Annotated in this window: 10 protein-coding genes; 8 read left to right on the top strand and 2 right to left on the bottom strand. The window is 58.4% G+C overall.

Annotation, left to right across the window (positions count from 1 at the left end):
• Nucleotides 1-4 precede the first annotated feature (4 nt).
• The 6 genes from L1A08_RS04775 (at nucleotide 5) to L1A08_RS04750 (ending at nucleotide 6,267) form a co-directional block, all read left to right on the top strand.
• Entirely contained in the window at nucleotides 5-520 is a 516-nt protein-coding gene (locus L1A08_RS04775; protein ID WP_238754794.1) for a phosphatidylglycerophosphatase A family protein, read from the top strand.
• A gap of 192 nt (nucleotides 521-712) precedes the next feature.
• Nucleotides 713-2,731 (top strand): zinc-ribbon domain-containing protein, encoded by a 2,019-nt coding sequence (locus L1A08_RS04770; RefSeq protein ID WP_238754792.1) that lies wholly within the window; start codon nucleotides 713-715, stop codon nucleotides 2,729-2,731.
• Between the two features lie 636 nt (nucleotides 2,732-3,367).
• Nucleotides 3,368-3,532: a DUF1328 domain-containing protein gene (locus L1A08_RS04765; RefSeq protein WP_238754790.1), complete on the top strand. Its 165-nt coding sequence runs from the start codon at nucleotides 3,368-3,370 to the stop codon at nucleotides 3,530-3,532.
• Nucleotides 3,533-3,574: 42 nt separating this feature from the next.
• The gene (locus tag L1A08_RS04760; RefSeq protein WP_238754788.1) at nucleotides 3,575-3,769 is read left to right on the top strand and encodes a YqaE/Pmp3 family membrane protein; all 195 of its coding nucleotides are present in this window, start codon (nucleotides 3,575-3,577) and stop codon (nucleotides 3,767-3,769) included.
• Between the two features lie 218 nt (nucleotides 3,770-3,987).
• A complete protein-coding gene (locus L1A08_RS04755) occupies nucleotides 3,988-4,920 on the top strand; it encodes a diacylglycerol/lipid kinase family protein (RefSeq protein WP_238754787.1) in 933 nt (310 codons plus the stop codon).
• 144 nt (nucleotides 4,921-5,064) lie between these two features.
• The gene (locus tag L1A08_RS04750) at nucleotides 5,065-6,267 is read left to right on the top strand and encodes a class I SAM-dependent methyltransferase (protein WP_238754785.1); all 1,203 of its coding nucleotides are present in this window, start codon (nucleotides 5,065-5,067) and stop codon (nucleotides 6,265-6,267) included.
• On the opposite strand, the gene L1A08_RS22840 is transcribed toward L1A08_RS04750, so the two are convergent.
• Complete coding sequence (locus L1A08_RS22840; protein ID WP_238754783.1) at nucleotides 6,251-7,378, bottom strand: HlyD family secretion protein; 1,128 nt, start codon at nucleotides 7,376-7,378, stop codon at nucleotides 6,251-6,253. The genes L1A08_RS04750 and L1A08_RS22840 overlap by 17 nt on opposite strands.
• 259 nt (nucleotides 7,379-7,637) lie before the next feature.
• Here L1A08_RS22840 and L1A08_RS04740 point away from each other — a divergent pair, with 259 nt between their 5' ends.
• On the top strand, nucleotides 7,638-8,351 hold the full coding sequence (locus tag L1A08_RS04740; protein ID WP_238754781.1) for an ImmA/IrrE family metallo-endopeptidase: 714 nt from the start codon (nucleotides 7,638-7,640) through the stop codon (nucleotides 8,349-8,351).
• A gap of 142 nt (nucleotides 8,352-8,493) precedes the next feature.
• Here the strand turns inward: L1A08_RS04740 and glgP are convergent, their stop codons facing one another.
• Entirely contained in the window at nucleotides 8,494-10,641 is a 2,148-nt protein-coding gene (glgP, locus tag L1A08_RS04735; protein ID WP_238754779.1) for an alpha-glucan family phosphorylase, read from the bottom strand.
• A gap of 226 nt (nucleotides 10,642-10,867) precedes the next feature.
• Here glgP and L1A08_RS04730 point away from each other — a divergent pair, with 226 nt between their 5' ends.
• Entirely contained in the window at nucleotides 10,868-12,955 is a 2,088-nt protein-coding gene (locus tag L1A08_RS04730) for a YfhO family protein (RefSeq protein WP_238754777.1), read from the top strand.
• Nucleotides 12,956-13,128: the final 173 nt, after the last annotated feature.

Genomic DNA, 13,128 nt, shown 5'->3' with positions numbered 1-13,128 from the left:
GTTCATGACAGAGCCAATTATTGCAGACCAGTCCGTTCGGACCCGGCCGATTCGCGACCCGCGGGTCTGGCTGGCGGTCGGACTGGGAACCGGGCTTTCGCCGTTCGCTCCGGGAACATTCGGTTCCCTGCTGGGGCCTCCTCTGGTGTGGGGACTGGTCCTGCTAGGCATTCATGGGTTGTGGTTCATCCCGGTCACCGCGATTCTGTTCGGAATCGGCGTTCCGCTCTGCAGTGCCGGCGCGAAACACTTCTCGCGGAAAGATCCCCCGTGGGTGGTGTTCGATGAGATCGCCGCTTTCCCGCTGATGTACGCCCTTTCGCCGTTCAACATGTGGACCGCCTGTGTCGGATTCGTCCTGTTTCGCTTCTTCGACATTCTCAAACCCTGGCCGATCAAGCGGTTCGAAGCCCTGCCGGGCGGCGTCGGGATTATGATCGATGACCTTCTGGCCGCCGCTCACGCCTGCATCGTCCTGCGAATCCTGGTCGAAGCGGCGACCTACGGAAAGCTGTTCTGAAGTCAGTTCTCCGTGAATCTGATAGAAACGACGCAAACGATTGCCTAAAATCGGCAAGACGTGTGGTGAAATCGAAAGAGGAGGCTTCAACAGCGATCCCTTGCTCCCTCATCCGCCCTGCGTCCTCCGATCGAAATTGCCGTCGACCGACAAATAGCCGCCATCAGCGAAGATCTTCCCAGAGGAAGTCCCATGTCCGGAGTCAAAATTCCCTGCCCGAAATGTCAGTCGGTTCTCAAACTGAAGGACCGGAGCATGCTCGGCAAGACCGGGAAGTGCCCGAAGTGCGGCCACAAGTTTGAGCTTCAGGAGCCGACTCCTCAAAAACCGGATGCCCCGGTGAAATTTGAGCTCGTCGACGAACAGCCTGCTGTCGGGAAGAACGTACAGTGGATTCCCGATTCGCCCACGCCGGCTCCTCCCACTACTCCGCCCACTGCCGAACCAAACTTTTCTTCACTGATCGGTGAGCCGACGGCTTCGTCGGAACCAGTCGCGAATCCGCTCTCGTTTCTGGAGAAGGAATCCCCTGCTCCAGCCGAGAGCGTGCCGAGTTTCGCAGCCGAGGAACCGGCCGCTTCACCGCTGGCGGATATCACCAAAGGCTCCGATCCGGTCACGCCCCGTCGACGTCGCAAGCGTCGCCGTAGTTCCGGAAACTGGATCGTCGTGGTTGTGATGCTGGCCATCGTCGGAGGAGGCGGTTACTTCATCTACCAGCAGATGCAGCCCGGCACTTCAGGAATCGTGAAAGTCAAGACGCCGGGGGCCGTTGCGAATGCGACGCCCGCAGTCGCGCCGACCGCGACGGCCACAAACTCCGATCAGCAAGTTGCGAGATTCGATCCGGTTCTGGCCAAGAGTCCGACGGCTGGTCAACCGATACAACTCCTGCACCTGCCGGCCGGCGTTCGGGTGGCGATCAACCTTCGTCCGGCCGAGCTCTGGAGCAACGAACAGCGACACGCTGAGTTCCGCGCGTCTCTCGGACCGCTGGGAACGTGGCTGGAGAATCAGATTGTCGAAGTCTGTCGGCAACAGCCGAGTGAAATCGAAGAGTTGCTGGTCGGGCTGATCCTGGGACCAACCGGCACGCCGCCTGAAATCGCAGCCGTGATCCGCCTGAAGAATCCGCAGGTGCGGGCGGATCTGCTTACGACCTACGCGGGAGAAGCCTTCCAGGAGTTCAATCCGGAGATCCAGATCGTCGGCGAGCGGGCCTATCGAATCGTCGATGATCGCACGGTCTCGTTCTGTCCCCGGCAGTACGCCGAAGACATGCTGAGTTTCGAGTCGGCCCCCGCCATCACGGCTGGTCACATCGAACAGATTCTGAAAGCGACGGATCGTCAGCGGCTCATCACGCTCGCCTTCGATCCCTCCGATATCGATCAGCATCTGGAAGCTCTCTTCCCTCCCACGGCTCATCTGGCGATCGAGAAGATGATCCGCTGGCTGGGACCGGAAGCACAAGCGGCGACCTGGAGCCTGCACATCAACGACGACTTCTTCACCGATCTGGCCGTCCTGGGGCAGAACACGACGAAGCCGTTCGTCCTGAAGTCGGAATACCAGAAGCGGCTCAGCGCCGTGCCGGAGATCATGCTGACCTCGGTGCAGAAGATGAACCCGCAGCGGTCCGGTTACCGCAAGATCATCGGTCGATTTCCCGCCATGTTGAAGGTCCTGTCGATGACAACCGCCGTCGCAGTCGACGGGCAGTATGTGCGACTCGGCACTCTGTTGCCCGCTAAAGCCGGACCGAATCTGGCGCTGGGATCGCTGCTGACGTGGGACGAATCGACGCGGACCGATTTCTCAGTGGCTGCCGTCGTGACGCCGCCTCCCAAAGCAGCTGCTCCCAAGACGTTTGCGGAACGTCTGCAGACGAAAATGGACGTCGATTTCCGTCGAATTCCGCTGCAGGAAGCGATCGCCTTCATTTCCGATGAAGCGAAAATCCCCATCGAAATCGACGGCGATGCCCTGAAACTGGCCGGCTTCACCAAGAATATGCCGCAGACGCATCAGGAACAGAACCTGACGACAATGCAGGCGATCAACACGATTGTCAGCAAGTACGCGGAAGAAGCCGATCCGCTGGTCGCCCATGTTTCCGAGAAGGACAACCTGATCACAATCCTGACGAAGAAGGCTGCCACCGCTCGGAATCTGGAAACGTACGACTTCAGCAAGCTGCCGCAGAACTAACGGAATCGGTCGCAGCGACTGGAACGATTCTGCCGTCTCCGCTGACGCGTTTCCCTATACGTGCTCTGGACTTCCGGCAATCACACCGGACGATTCCCGCTCAGATCGCTCCTGCCTGGTGCGGAATTATGGCGACTGATCAGGCCGCACGCTGGTCTTGGATCGACCTTTATCAGATCTCTGAAGATGCTCAAGGGGAACTTCTGAGATTTCTCCAATCTTTGGAGGATTCACGACCTGCGGATTGTGCCGGACAGGAGGGGCATCGCCTGCCGCGACCCGCGCCCTCCCGAACGCCAGATGTTGCGGAGCTTCCCAAGCCAGTCAGACGCGGCCGCAGCCGTCCTTCTTTGCTTTAACTATCTTATCACGAACGACTTGCGCGTTTGCGAGTTTTCAGATGACTCAGATGCCCCTGGCTTTCCCCCAGTGGAGGATTGAGCTTCTGCATGGAACCCGTGATTGTCAGCGACGGCGTTCTGGCCCATAGGGAGTAAGGGCCTCAGGGGTGAACAAAGTTTGAGGAGATAAGACTGGCACGGAAGATGCGGAAGGGCAAATTGCCAAAGCGACAACAAAGTGGGGTTGCTGGACCAACTAGACATAAATCGGATGAGAAATCAAAGGGGAAGTATCATGTTAGGCTGGGCACTTACGTTTCTGGTTATTGCTCTGGTCGCTGCCATGCTGGGATTTGGAGGCGTGGCGGGGACTTCGATGGGAATCGCGAAGATTCTGTTCTTCGTCTTCCTGGTCCTCTTCGTCCTGACACTCATCTTCGGACGCCGAGTCCGAGTCTAATGTGAATCAATGACTACGCTGCATCGCAAAAGGGTCCGTCCCATGAGCACTTCAACACTGAGTCATGATTCGCTCTGGGGTGATTTCCTCAAGCTGTTCCTGGCGGTGGTCGCTCCGCCGGTGAGCGTATTCATTGAGAGCGGAATTAGTAAGGATTTATTCCTGAATGTTGTTCTAACGCTTCTCGGGTTTTTCCCGGGGATCATCCATGCGGTTTACGTGAGTGCCCGCAAGTAGCATCACAGAACAACCTGGCACCAACGAACTGGGGGGAGCCCGTGCTGAATCTGGAAGATTCGCGCGGGCTTCGTTCGTTTCCAATTAGCCGCGGGTGCGGATCGCGTGGGGAAACGCCTCTCATCGCTTCTCTGGCACGCCACGTGCATTAAAGACTGCTGCACTCCCGCTGGGATTGAATAACGTTTACCCCCCCTCCCCTGTTCCGAAGGCTCCCCATGAAATCCCGACGCCTCGTACTCTGGAATCCGAATGCGCGTCAAAGTGACTCGAGTGAAGCCCTGCTCGCTCGAATCTCTGAAGATGAGAACACGGTGGTGGCGATCCTGGAAGACTCGGATTCCGCTGCGCGTGCCTTTGACGAACATGGTGCAGGAGCGCACGTAATTATCGCGGGCGGAGATGGCACCGTTCATCGGGCGTTGAATTACGCCGTCGAGCACAATCCCGACTCGACCTACTCCATTCTTCCCCTGGGAACCGGGAACGACTTCGCCGCAGCTCTTGGGCAGACGAAATCTCCCTGGGAAGCCTGGGCGGCGATCGAGAACGACGAGCTCAAATTACGATGCGTCGATATCGCCCGACTGGTTCTCGACGGCAAGCCTCGTTTCTTTTTCAACACGGTCGCCGCGGGTATCTCGGCCGAATACTCCGAGAAAGTAACGTCCGAGGAGAAACGCCTGCTCGGTCCGCTCACTTATCTCAAGGGATCTTTCGACGTGATCGTGAATCAAAGAAGCTTTCCGATCCGCTATGCTCTGGAAGATGGGGAATGGAACGACATTCAGATCGCGAACTGCTTCGTCTCCAACAGCAGCGCCTGTGGAGGAGGAATCCAGATCGCCCCGGGCGCCGAGGTTGATGACAACCTGCTGCATTTCGTGATGTACCACGAAATGAACAGCGTCGATCGCATGTTACTGATTACGGATTACCTTGCCGGTCGGTACAAGGAAAATGAAGCGGTCAGTATTCATCAATGCCAGAAAGTCCGGCTGCAATCGAAGTCGCCGCTGCCACTCTCCATTGACGGCGAGATCGAGCACGCTCGCGAGATCGAAATTGAGTTGATCCCGCACCGGCTTGATATCCTCGTCCCGAAAAGCGAACGTCTGGCTGAAGAATCGATTCCGACGCTGCCCCTGTAGAAACTTTTCATGCTGCTCCTGCAGTTGAATCTGGAATCTGCTCCAGCGTGACAAGCTTGCGTCGCGACGACGGTTTGACTTCGGTCTTCAGCCCGGTACCATCCTGCAAGTGTTTCCGGTACACCTTCGCAGGATGTTGAACTCATGGCCCGTCTCGATCTTCCAGAATTTCTAAATCAGCTGGATGAGCATTTCGATGCGGGAGAACTGGTTTCGGTATCGATCTCCGGTCGGCATGAACGAAGCAGTAATCCCTCCTCGCGTTACGATGTGCGGCCCGTGGTCATCCGGGACATGGTGCAACTGCAGTGGACCTGCCGGGACGAATCCCGCCGGCAGACTCACGAAAACCTTTCCTGGGACGAAACCCGCGACCGCTTCGCCGAACTCTTCCCGACCGACTTTCGCAATGCACTGGTTCGGCTGCAGACTGAAGATCTGCAACTTCAACAGACCAAGAAAGGTCAACTGCAGTTACACCGTCATGCGTCGGCCCGGAAGGCGGCCGTGCCGCTCCAGCACGACGCCAGCCGTCAGTACATTTTTCCCCCGGGCAAGCCAGTTCCGTTTCTCGTCGAACTGGGCATCATGTCGGCTCAGGGCAATGTGCGGAAGCCGATGTACCGGAAGTTCCGGCAGATCAATCGCTTCGCGGAGTTCATTCTCGATCTGGACGACCGCTTCACGCGTGAACGTCCACTCCGCATCGTCGACTACGGCTGCGGCAAGAGCTACCTGACATTCGCGATTCGCGAAGTGCTCGTTAATCATCTCGGGCGATCGGTTGAGATTCACGCCTTCGATCGGAATCCGGAAGTCATTCAGACCTGCGAAGAGATCCGCTCAAAAATCGGCGTCGACGATATCCGGTTCGAAACCGCCGACATTGGCGAAGCCATGATTGATGCGCCACTCGATCTGGCGATCTGGCTCCATGCCTGCGACACGGCCACGGACGATGCCCTCGCGAAGAGCATCGAACTGCAGGCCGAAGTGATTCTCGCCGTCCCCTGCTGCCAGCATGAGCTGCATCACCAGCTCGACAGCGAAGATTTCGCCCCTGTCCTCAAGCACGGCATTCTGCGGGAGCGACTGGCCGCTCTGACCACCGATGCATTGCGGGCTCAATACCTGGAAATGTGTGGCTATCGCACGCAGGTCATCGAGTTTATCGACCTGGAGCACACCGCCAAGAATTTGCTGATTCGAGCCGTCCGCGGCGACCAGTCAGACTCTCAAGAGCAGGCGGCTCGCGAAGGATTCGAGCGACTGAAGCAGTCACTCGGAGTCGACCGCTTTCACCTCGAAACCGTGCAGGCGAACAGGTCGACTAACGGATCACCTTGATCTGACCGCCGACCGGCATATCAGGCCACAGAGCGCCCGTCTGTTCAATTCGCAGGGGAACGGAAGGTTCTCCCAGACCGGTCAGGGAATTGTTCTGGCTGGTCGAAATGGCGACACGAGTGACCACGCCGGTTCGCACCTCTCCATTGGGGAACCGGCAGCGGACCGGCATCTCCACTTCGAAGTTGTGCGAGTGCGAACTCGGTACATCGGCGACGACGTACGACTCCTCCATCAGGAACAGTTCCGCGAGTGTCTCGCCGGCTTTGACGTACTCTCCCGGACGACGGCGCAGATTGGCAATCGTCCCCACCGCCTGAGAATGGACAACCTGTTGCTGGAGCTGTCCTTCCAGTTCTTTGAGTTCCGCTTCGGCCTGAGCGAACTGCAGTTCGACTTCCGAGAGACCGACGGCCTGACGGACTTTCTCCTGCATTTGTTCCTTCTGTTTCTGGAGCTTTTCCAGACGAATCGTGCAGATCTCCAGCTGAGCGTCGGTCGCCTCGATCGCGTTGATCGCGGCTTCCTCCTTCAGCATGGCATTGATGACCGGATCTCCGACTTCACCGCCGTTGGCTTCCGCTTTCGGCTTCAGATTGTAATTGGGAGTCTCGAGCGACGCCGACTTCTTGCTTTCCCGCAGGTCGCGCCAGGCCATCGCTTCCAGCTCGTAGTAGTAACGCTTTTGCAGCAGATCGGCTGACTGCAATTCGGCCTGATAGATATCGCTTTCCAGCGTTCGCAAGTGCTCGTGCAGTTTAACGTCGACTTCGGCCTGCAGCGTTTTCAGGCGAGCAGCCAGCCGGGCGGTTTCCTGCTTCTGAATCTGCATCTGACGATTCAGGTTCTCTCCGCCGATCCGGCAGATCAACTGATGCGGATCGACCGTATCCCCTTCGGCGACTTCCCAGGCCTGCAGAATGCCATCGACGGGAGCGCGAACGGTGAGCGAGTCGACCTGAACATGACCGACGTAGTCATTGCTCGATGTCGCATACAGCCAGCGGTTCGTCGCGGTTCCGGCGAACACGGCCAGTACGGCAATCACGGCCAGCCGCAGCGGCGGACAGACAGATTCGGGAGTCGAGTGTTCGCAAGCGTCCTGGTGCACAGTCATTTCCGTCGACCATTTTCCATGAAGGACCGACTGCCTCGGCCTTGGAGTTTCGGACCGGGCGCGCAGCCTGAAGAGTTGTAACGGTTATCCGAATTATCGGCCCGAATCGCTGTTCGGATTGACCTCTTTTCCGCCCCCGGCGAATGAATTCATTCTCTCGGTAAACGCAAAAACCCGAGCTTGTGTATTGATTTTCACATCAAGACATCTGTACATTACCTCTCGCTGCGAATTCAGTCGGAAGGATGAAATCATGTGGAGCACAGCGGAATGGTGTCGGGCGGCCGAACGAGTGGCCCAGGATGTCTTGAACCATGGCGACTATCATTACGGAGCCGTGGACGGACTCAGACTGGCACATCGACTCGGGTTCGACGTCATTTATGATCGTCAGCAGACGACCCGCGGGCGGTTGAAGCAGTTCGGAATCCGACGTTCGATTTTCATCAAGCCCGATCAGCGGCCTGAACGGATTCATTGGGCGGTCTGCCATGAACTGGGAGAATCGTTCGCCGTTCAGGTCTTTCGCACCCTGGGAGCACGGCCCGACGACTGCGGCCCCGGTACCCGCGAACAGGTGGCCAATCTGCTCGCCAGTCGACTGCTGTTGCCGACCGCGTCCTTTTTCAGGGAAGCGGAGCGACTTGAAGAGTCTCTGCCTGAACTGAAAGCGATTTTCGCGACCGCGAGTCACGAACTGATCGCCACCCGTCTGCTCGATCAGGATCGCTCCCGCTGTATGACGATCGTCGATCAGGGTCGGATTACAAAACGCCGCGCCAATCGAGCCGCCTGCAGCCGAGAGTTCCTGCCGCTGGAACGGGAGTGCTGGGAAGAAGCCCATGAACAGGGTCGCCATTCCGAACGTGTTCTCGAAGAACTCCGAGCCCGCTGCTGGGCCATTCACGAACCCCACTGGAAGCGCGAAATCCTGCTGATGAACCCCCTGCACGAGGTTTCCGTCTGACCGGGATTCGACGGCAACCGAGCACAGCTCGATCTCTTTGACTCGAAGGCGGCGTCCCCCGTCGGACGGAGTGATTCCAATAAAAAAGCCCCAGCCAGGTCTGGCTGAGGCTTTGTGTGCGCCGTGGTTTGCTGACTTCAGCTTACGGCATCATTCGCATTTCAGCCGACGTACCGCCGGCTGCCGGGATGTAGGTGTTGGTCACGTAGTCCATCACCATCCGGTCAGCGTTGTAACGCCAGCCGAGCGTTCGCACGGAATGCTTCATCCGGCTGATCCATCTCTGCGGCAGATCATCGGTGTCCCGTTCGTAGTAAATCGGCACGATCTGGTTTTCAAGAACTTCGATCAGGCTTTCGGCATCACGCTGGTCCTGAATGTCATTGTTGACGTGAATGTGGCCGTCGCCAATGGCGAAGCCGTTCATTTCGTCGTAGGCTTCGGCCCACCAGCCATCGAGCACCGAGAAGTTCAGTCCGCCGTTCAACACGACCTTCTGACCGCTCGTTCCGGAGGCTTCGAGAGGACGCCGCGGGTTGTTCAACCACACGTCGACTCCCTGCACCAGATGCCGCGTGAAGTTGATGTCGTAGTCTTCGAGGAAGACGATCTTGCCCTTGAACTCCTTCGATTCCGACAGCTTCACAATCCGCTGCAGAATCGACTTGCCGTATTCATCAGCCGGGTGTGCTTTTCCGCAGAAGATGAACTGCACCGGTCGATTGGCCGCATTGGCGATGCGGGCGAGCCGTTCGGGATCGTGCACGATCAGATCGGCTCGTTTGTACGGAGCAAACCGGCGGGCGAAGCCGATGGTCAACGCGCGTGGATCCATCAGTTCAGACAGCTCGTTCAGTTCCGCATCGCTGGCGTTCTTTCGAGCCGCCTGCTTCATGAGACGGTTACGGGTGTAAACGATCAGCCGGGCTTTCAGCGCCTGGTGCGTTTCCCAGAGTTCGCCGGGCGTGACCTGCTCGAAGCCGGCCCACACTTCGGGTTCCCCGGTATGCAGATACCACTCAGCTGGCAAAACGCGGTCGTAAATGACTCGCATTTGCGTGGCCAGCCAGGAGTTCACGTGCACCCCGTTGGTAATGTGGCCGATCGGAACTTCTTCTTCACTCCGCCAGGGCCACAGGCAGGCCCACATCTTCCGGGAGACGACGCCGTGCAGATTCGACACGGCATTGGCCCGACGTGATGTTTTGAAGGCCAGGACCGTCATGCAGAACGATTCGCCATGGTTCTGAGGATCGACGCGGCCGAGAGCCATCAGTCCGTGGTGATCGAGTCCGAGAGCATCGCCCATCGGGCCGAGATGTTCATCGACGAGGCCATCATCGAAGCGGTCGTGGCCAGCGGCGACCGGAGTGTGTGTGGTGAAGACGCCTGTCGCGGCGGTTTCCTGCAGGGCATCGTTGAACGTCATGCCATCGTGATGCATCCGATGCCGAATGACTTCCAGTCCGGCGAAGGCGGAGTGCCCTTCGTTCATGTGAATGACGCGGGGATTGATGCCCAGAGCATGCAAGGCCCGCACGCCGCCGATTCCGAGCAGCAGTTCCTGACGGATACGAATCCGCTGGTCACCGCCGTACAGACGGGCGGTCAGCTTGCGGTTCTCTTCGGTATTCTGAGGGATATTGGCATCAAGCAGGAACAGCCGAACGCGACCCACCATGACTTTGATGATGCGGGCGAAGATCTTTTCGTGCCGCGTTTCGACGGAAATGACAATATCTTTGCCATCGCTGCCAACCACGGGGGCCAGCGGCATCGTGCTCGGGTCAACTTCGGTATAGGTTTCCTGCTGCCAGCCGTTTTCGTCGATCGTCTGGGAGAAGTAACCTTCGTGGTAGAACAGGCCGACACCAACGAGCGGCACGCCGAGATCGGAGGCGCTCTTGAGATGATCGCCGGCGAGAACGCCGAGACCACCCGAGTAGACGCGCAGTGATTCGTGCATACCGAATTCGGCGGAGAAATAGGCCACCGGGCGGAAGTTCAGCAGGCCGGCGTGAGTGTCGCCCCAGGTGCTGCGGTTCTTCAGGTATTCCTTGAACCGGCGGTAGGCCCAGTTGATTTTTGAGTGCAGGACTTCTTCGCGGGCCCGCTTCTCCAACTTGTCCGGCGGATACTCTTTGAGCAGCTGGACGGGGTTATGACTCAGCTCGGTAAACCGCTGCGGATCGATTCGGCGAAAGATGTCGTCGAGTTCGGGCTGCCAGCTCCACCAGAGATTGTTGGCGATTTCGCTCAGTTTCGCGTGAACCGACATTTCAGTTGGCATCGTGGAAATCCCTCCTCGTTCGATCTTGATGTTCGTCACTGTCCGCCCGTCGGTCGCTGTATCGAGCGCGGAAAACAGCGTAAACTGCCTGAGCTGACGGAACTTGCCCTCCAATATGCGCAGATTCCTCCCGTCGGCCGCCCGGATTATAGTGGCTGACTGCCGATCTCTGAAAGTTTGTCTCCACGCCGCGAGCGAAAAGTTTCTCACGTTAATACTGCCCGATATGTCCGTAGAAAAGCCTTCCTCCCCCGCCGTCTCCTCGCGATTTCTCGCGATCGGCATGACCGCGATCGCTCTGACGATGTGGTTCTGGCTCGATCTGTGGCTGGGCGGAGGCCTGATCGGCGGCGATATCTACACGTATTACTTTCCGCAGAAGGCGTTCTACGCCGAGCAACTCGCCGAGGGGATTCTGCCGACCTGGAACAATCTGGTCGGCCATGGTTACCCGCTCGTCGCCGAGAGCCAGACGGGTGTTTACTATCCGCCGAACGTGCTGCTCTACAGCCTGCTGAAGGTGAATACGGCTTACAATATCAGCCATCTGCTGCATTATGTGGTCGGATTCGCCGTCACCGCTCTGCTCGCTCTGGAACTGGGGCTGTCGCTTCCCGCAGCGTTGCTCGCGTCGCTGGCCTTCATCTACGGCTGGTTTGCTCCTCGCTCCTGTCTCGAATGGGCCATCGTGACGGGAATCTACCTGCCGCTGAACCTGTGGCTGCTGATCCGTTTTTTCCGCAGCCGATCGCTGCTCTGGCTCTGGCTGCTGGCCGGGGCTCTGTGCCTGCAGCTGCTGCCCGGGCACTATCACCTGGCGTTTATCACACTGCTGACACTGGCCGGGTGGTCTCTGGCGGAAGTCTTTTTAGGGGATCGTCTACAGCGCAAAGAAAGTCCGACTCCGCCAGCAGTTTCGCATCGCCTGAAATGGCTGGCGGGCCCGGCGGTCGCCGTGACTCTCGGATTCATCCTGGCCAGTGTCCAGCTGCTGCCGACCTGGTCGCTGAAGCAGAACAGTCAGCGGGAGACATCGAGCTCCGCCGATTTCGATCCGGGGTATGGACACATCCCGCCGCGATACATTTCGCAGATGATCGTTCCATGGGTTTGGTATGCGGATGCCGTTGAGCTGAGCGATCGTCTCAACCAGAAGACCCCGCTCGATTTCCCCTCCGCAACGAACCCGGTCGAAGCTCACCTGTACTTCGGCTTTCTTCCCTGCCTGCTGGCCATCTATGCGGGGGTGACGCTCTGTCGACCACGAAATTCGCAGCAATGGTCGCTGGCTGTTCTCGGTGTGCTGGGACTGCTGGCGGCTGTTTATGCGACCGGCTGGTTAATCCCCTGGTTTCAACATCTGCCGGGCTTCGGATTTTTTCGAGGATCCGGACGTTTCGGTCTGGTGACGACGCTGGCGGCTGCATTGTGGGCGGGATTTGGACTCGACCAATTGCGAAGAAAGCTCCCCGCGAACGTCGGCCTCGTATTGTTCGTGCTTACGGGCGTCGTCACGCTGGTCGACCTTTCTCTGGTCAGTCAACGAATCACGTACGCCTTCATGGTTGCCGAGACGCCTCTGACCCGAATCGAAGACAGCCCTGTCCGGCAGCTGCTGAAGGAAGCCTCTCCGCCCGCGCGGCTGTTCGCTCCCGGTCCGAATCTGCCGACAATCACGGGCATTGCCGCCACCCCGGTCTATCTGGGTTTGGGCCCTGAAGAATACTTCGATCCGGAACTGAACTATCCCGTCGCCGAGAACGAGTCCCCCACTCCGTGGCAGAGTTTTACGCCGGAACAGATCGACTGGCTCCGCCGTGCGGGAGTGACTCACATTCTCGGCTTTTCGCCTCCCAATCCGAACAGCGTCGATATTCGACTGGTCTGGCAGGGAATCGATCCGTTGCTCAACGGGGCGTGGGGCCGGCCGGAACCGATTTACCTGTCAGAAGTGACCGGAACACGTGGTCGCGTCGCCTGGGAGGAGCCACAGGAGGGGGCCACGATCGAGTGGAATGTTGGAAGTCCGCACGAGATTGAACTGACGGCCTCGACGCCGGTTCCCCAGACATTGATCCTGACGGAACTGTTCAATGACGACTGGCTGGCGACTGTCGACGGACAAGCCGCCCCGTCTCTGCGGATCGACGGAATGTTTCGCGGCGTCGAGGTCCCGGCTGGGAAACACCAGGTCCGCTGGAGCTATGAACCGGCCGCTCTCCGGGCCGGCAGCGTGGTTTCCATTGCAGGAATTACAATCTGGCTGATGCTCGGCGGCTGGCTGCTGACAAGACGAAGACGCCCCATCCTCTGAAATGAGTGCGACTTACGTCATTTCAAGCCGAATCCTCGCTGTTCAGCCTCGGTATTTTCACCGAGCCACTTGAGGCCGTCTTTCGTAAAATCTGGACGCACCTGCTTATTCCGGGTACAACTCCGCCCGACCTCACGTCTCCGGACGTGGATCACGTCTTCTCCTCGCGACTT

Source organism: Rubinisphaera margarita (assembly GCF_022267515.1).
In the GTDB taxonomy this organism is placed as follows: Bacteria; Planctomycetota; Planctomycetia; order Planctomycetales; family Planctomycetaceae; genus Rubinisphaera; species Rubinisphaera margarita.
Note: the sequence above shows the minus strand (reverse complement) of the source record. Positions and strands in the feature narration are given on the sequence as shown.

Coding starts and splice junctions, on each gene's coding strand:
- L1A08_RS04760 (WP_238754788.1), top strand. CDS start 3,575: ATGAGCACTTCAACACTGAGTCATGATTCGCTCTGGGGTGATTTCCTC.
- L1A08_RS04755 (WP_238754787.1), top strand. CDS start 3,988: ATGAAATCCCGACGCCTCGTACTCTGGAATCCGAATGCGCGTCAAAGT.
- L1A08_RS04750 (WP_238754785.1), top strand. CDS start 5,065: ATGGCCCGTCTCGATCTTCCAGAATTTCTAAATCAGCTGGATGAGCAT.
- L1A08_RS04775 (WP_238754794.1), top strand. CDS start 5: ATGACAGAGCCAATTATTGCAGACCAGTCCGTTCGGACCCGGCCGATT.
- L1A08_RS04740 (WP_238754781.1), top strand. CDS start 7,638: ATGTGGAGCACAGCGGAATGGTGTCGGGCGGCCGAACGAGTGGCCCAG.
- glgP (WP_238754779.1), bottom strand. CDS start 10,641: ATGCCAACTGAAATGTCGGTTCACGCGAAACTGAGCGAAATCGCCAAC.
- L1A08_RS04730 (WP_238754777.1), top strand. CDS start 10,868: ATGTCCGTAGAAAAGCCTTCCTCCCCCGCCGTCTCCTCGCGATTTCTC.
- L1A08_RS04770 (WP_238754792.1), top strand. CDS start 713: ATGTCCGGAGTCAAAATTCCCTGCCCGAAATGTCAGTCGGTTCTCAAA.
- L1A08_RS04765 (WP_238754790.1), top strand. CDS start 3,368: ATGTTAGGCTGGGCACTTACGTTTCTGGTTATTGCTCTGGTCGCTGCC.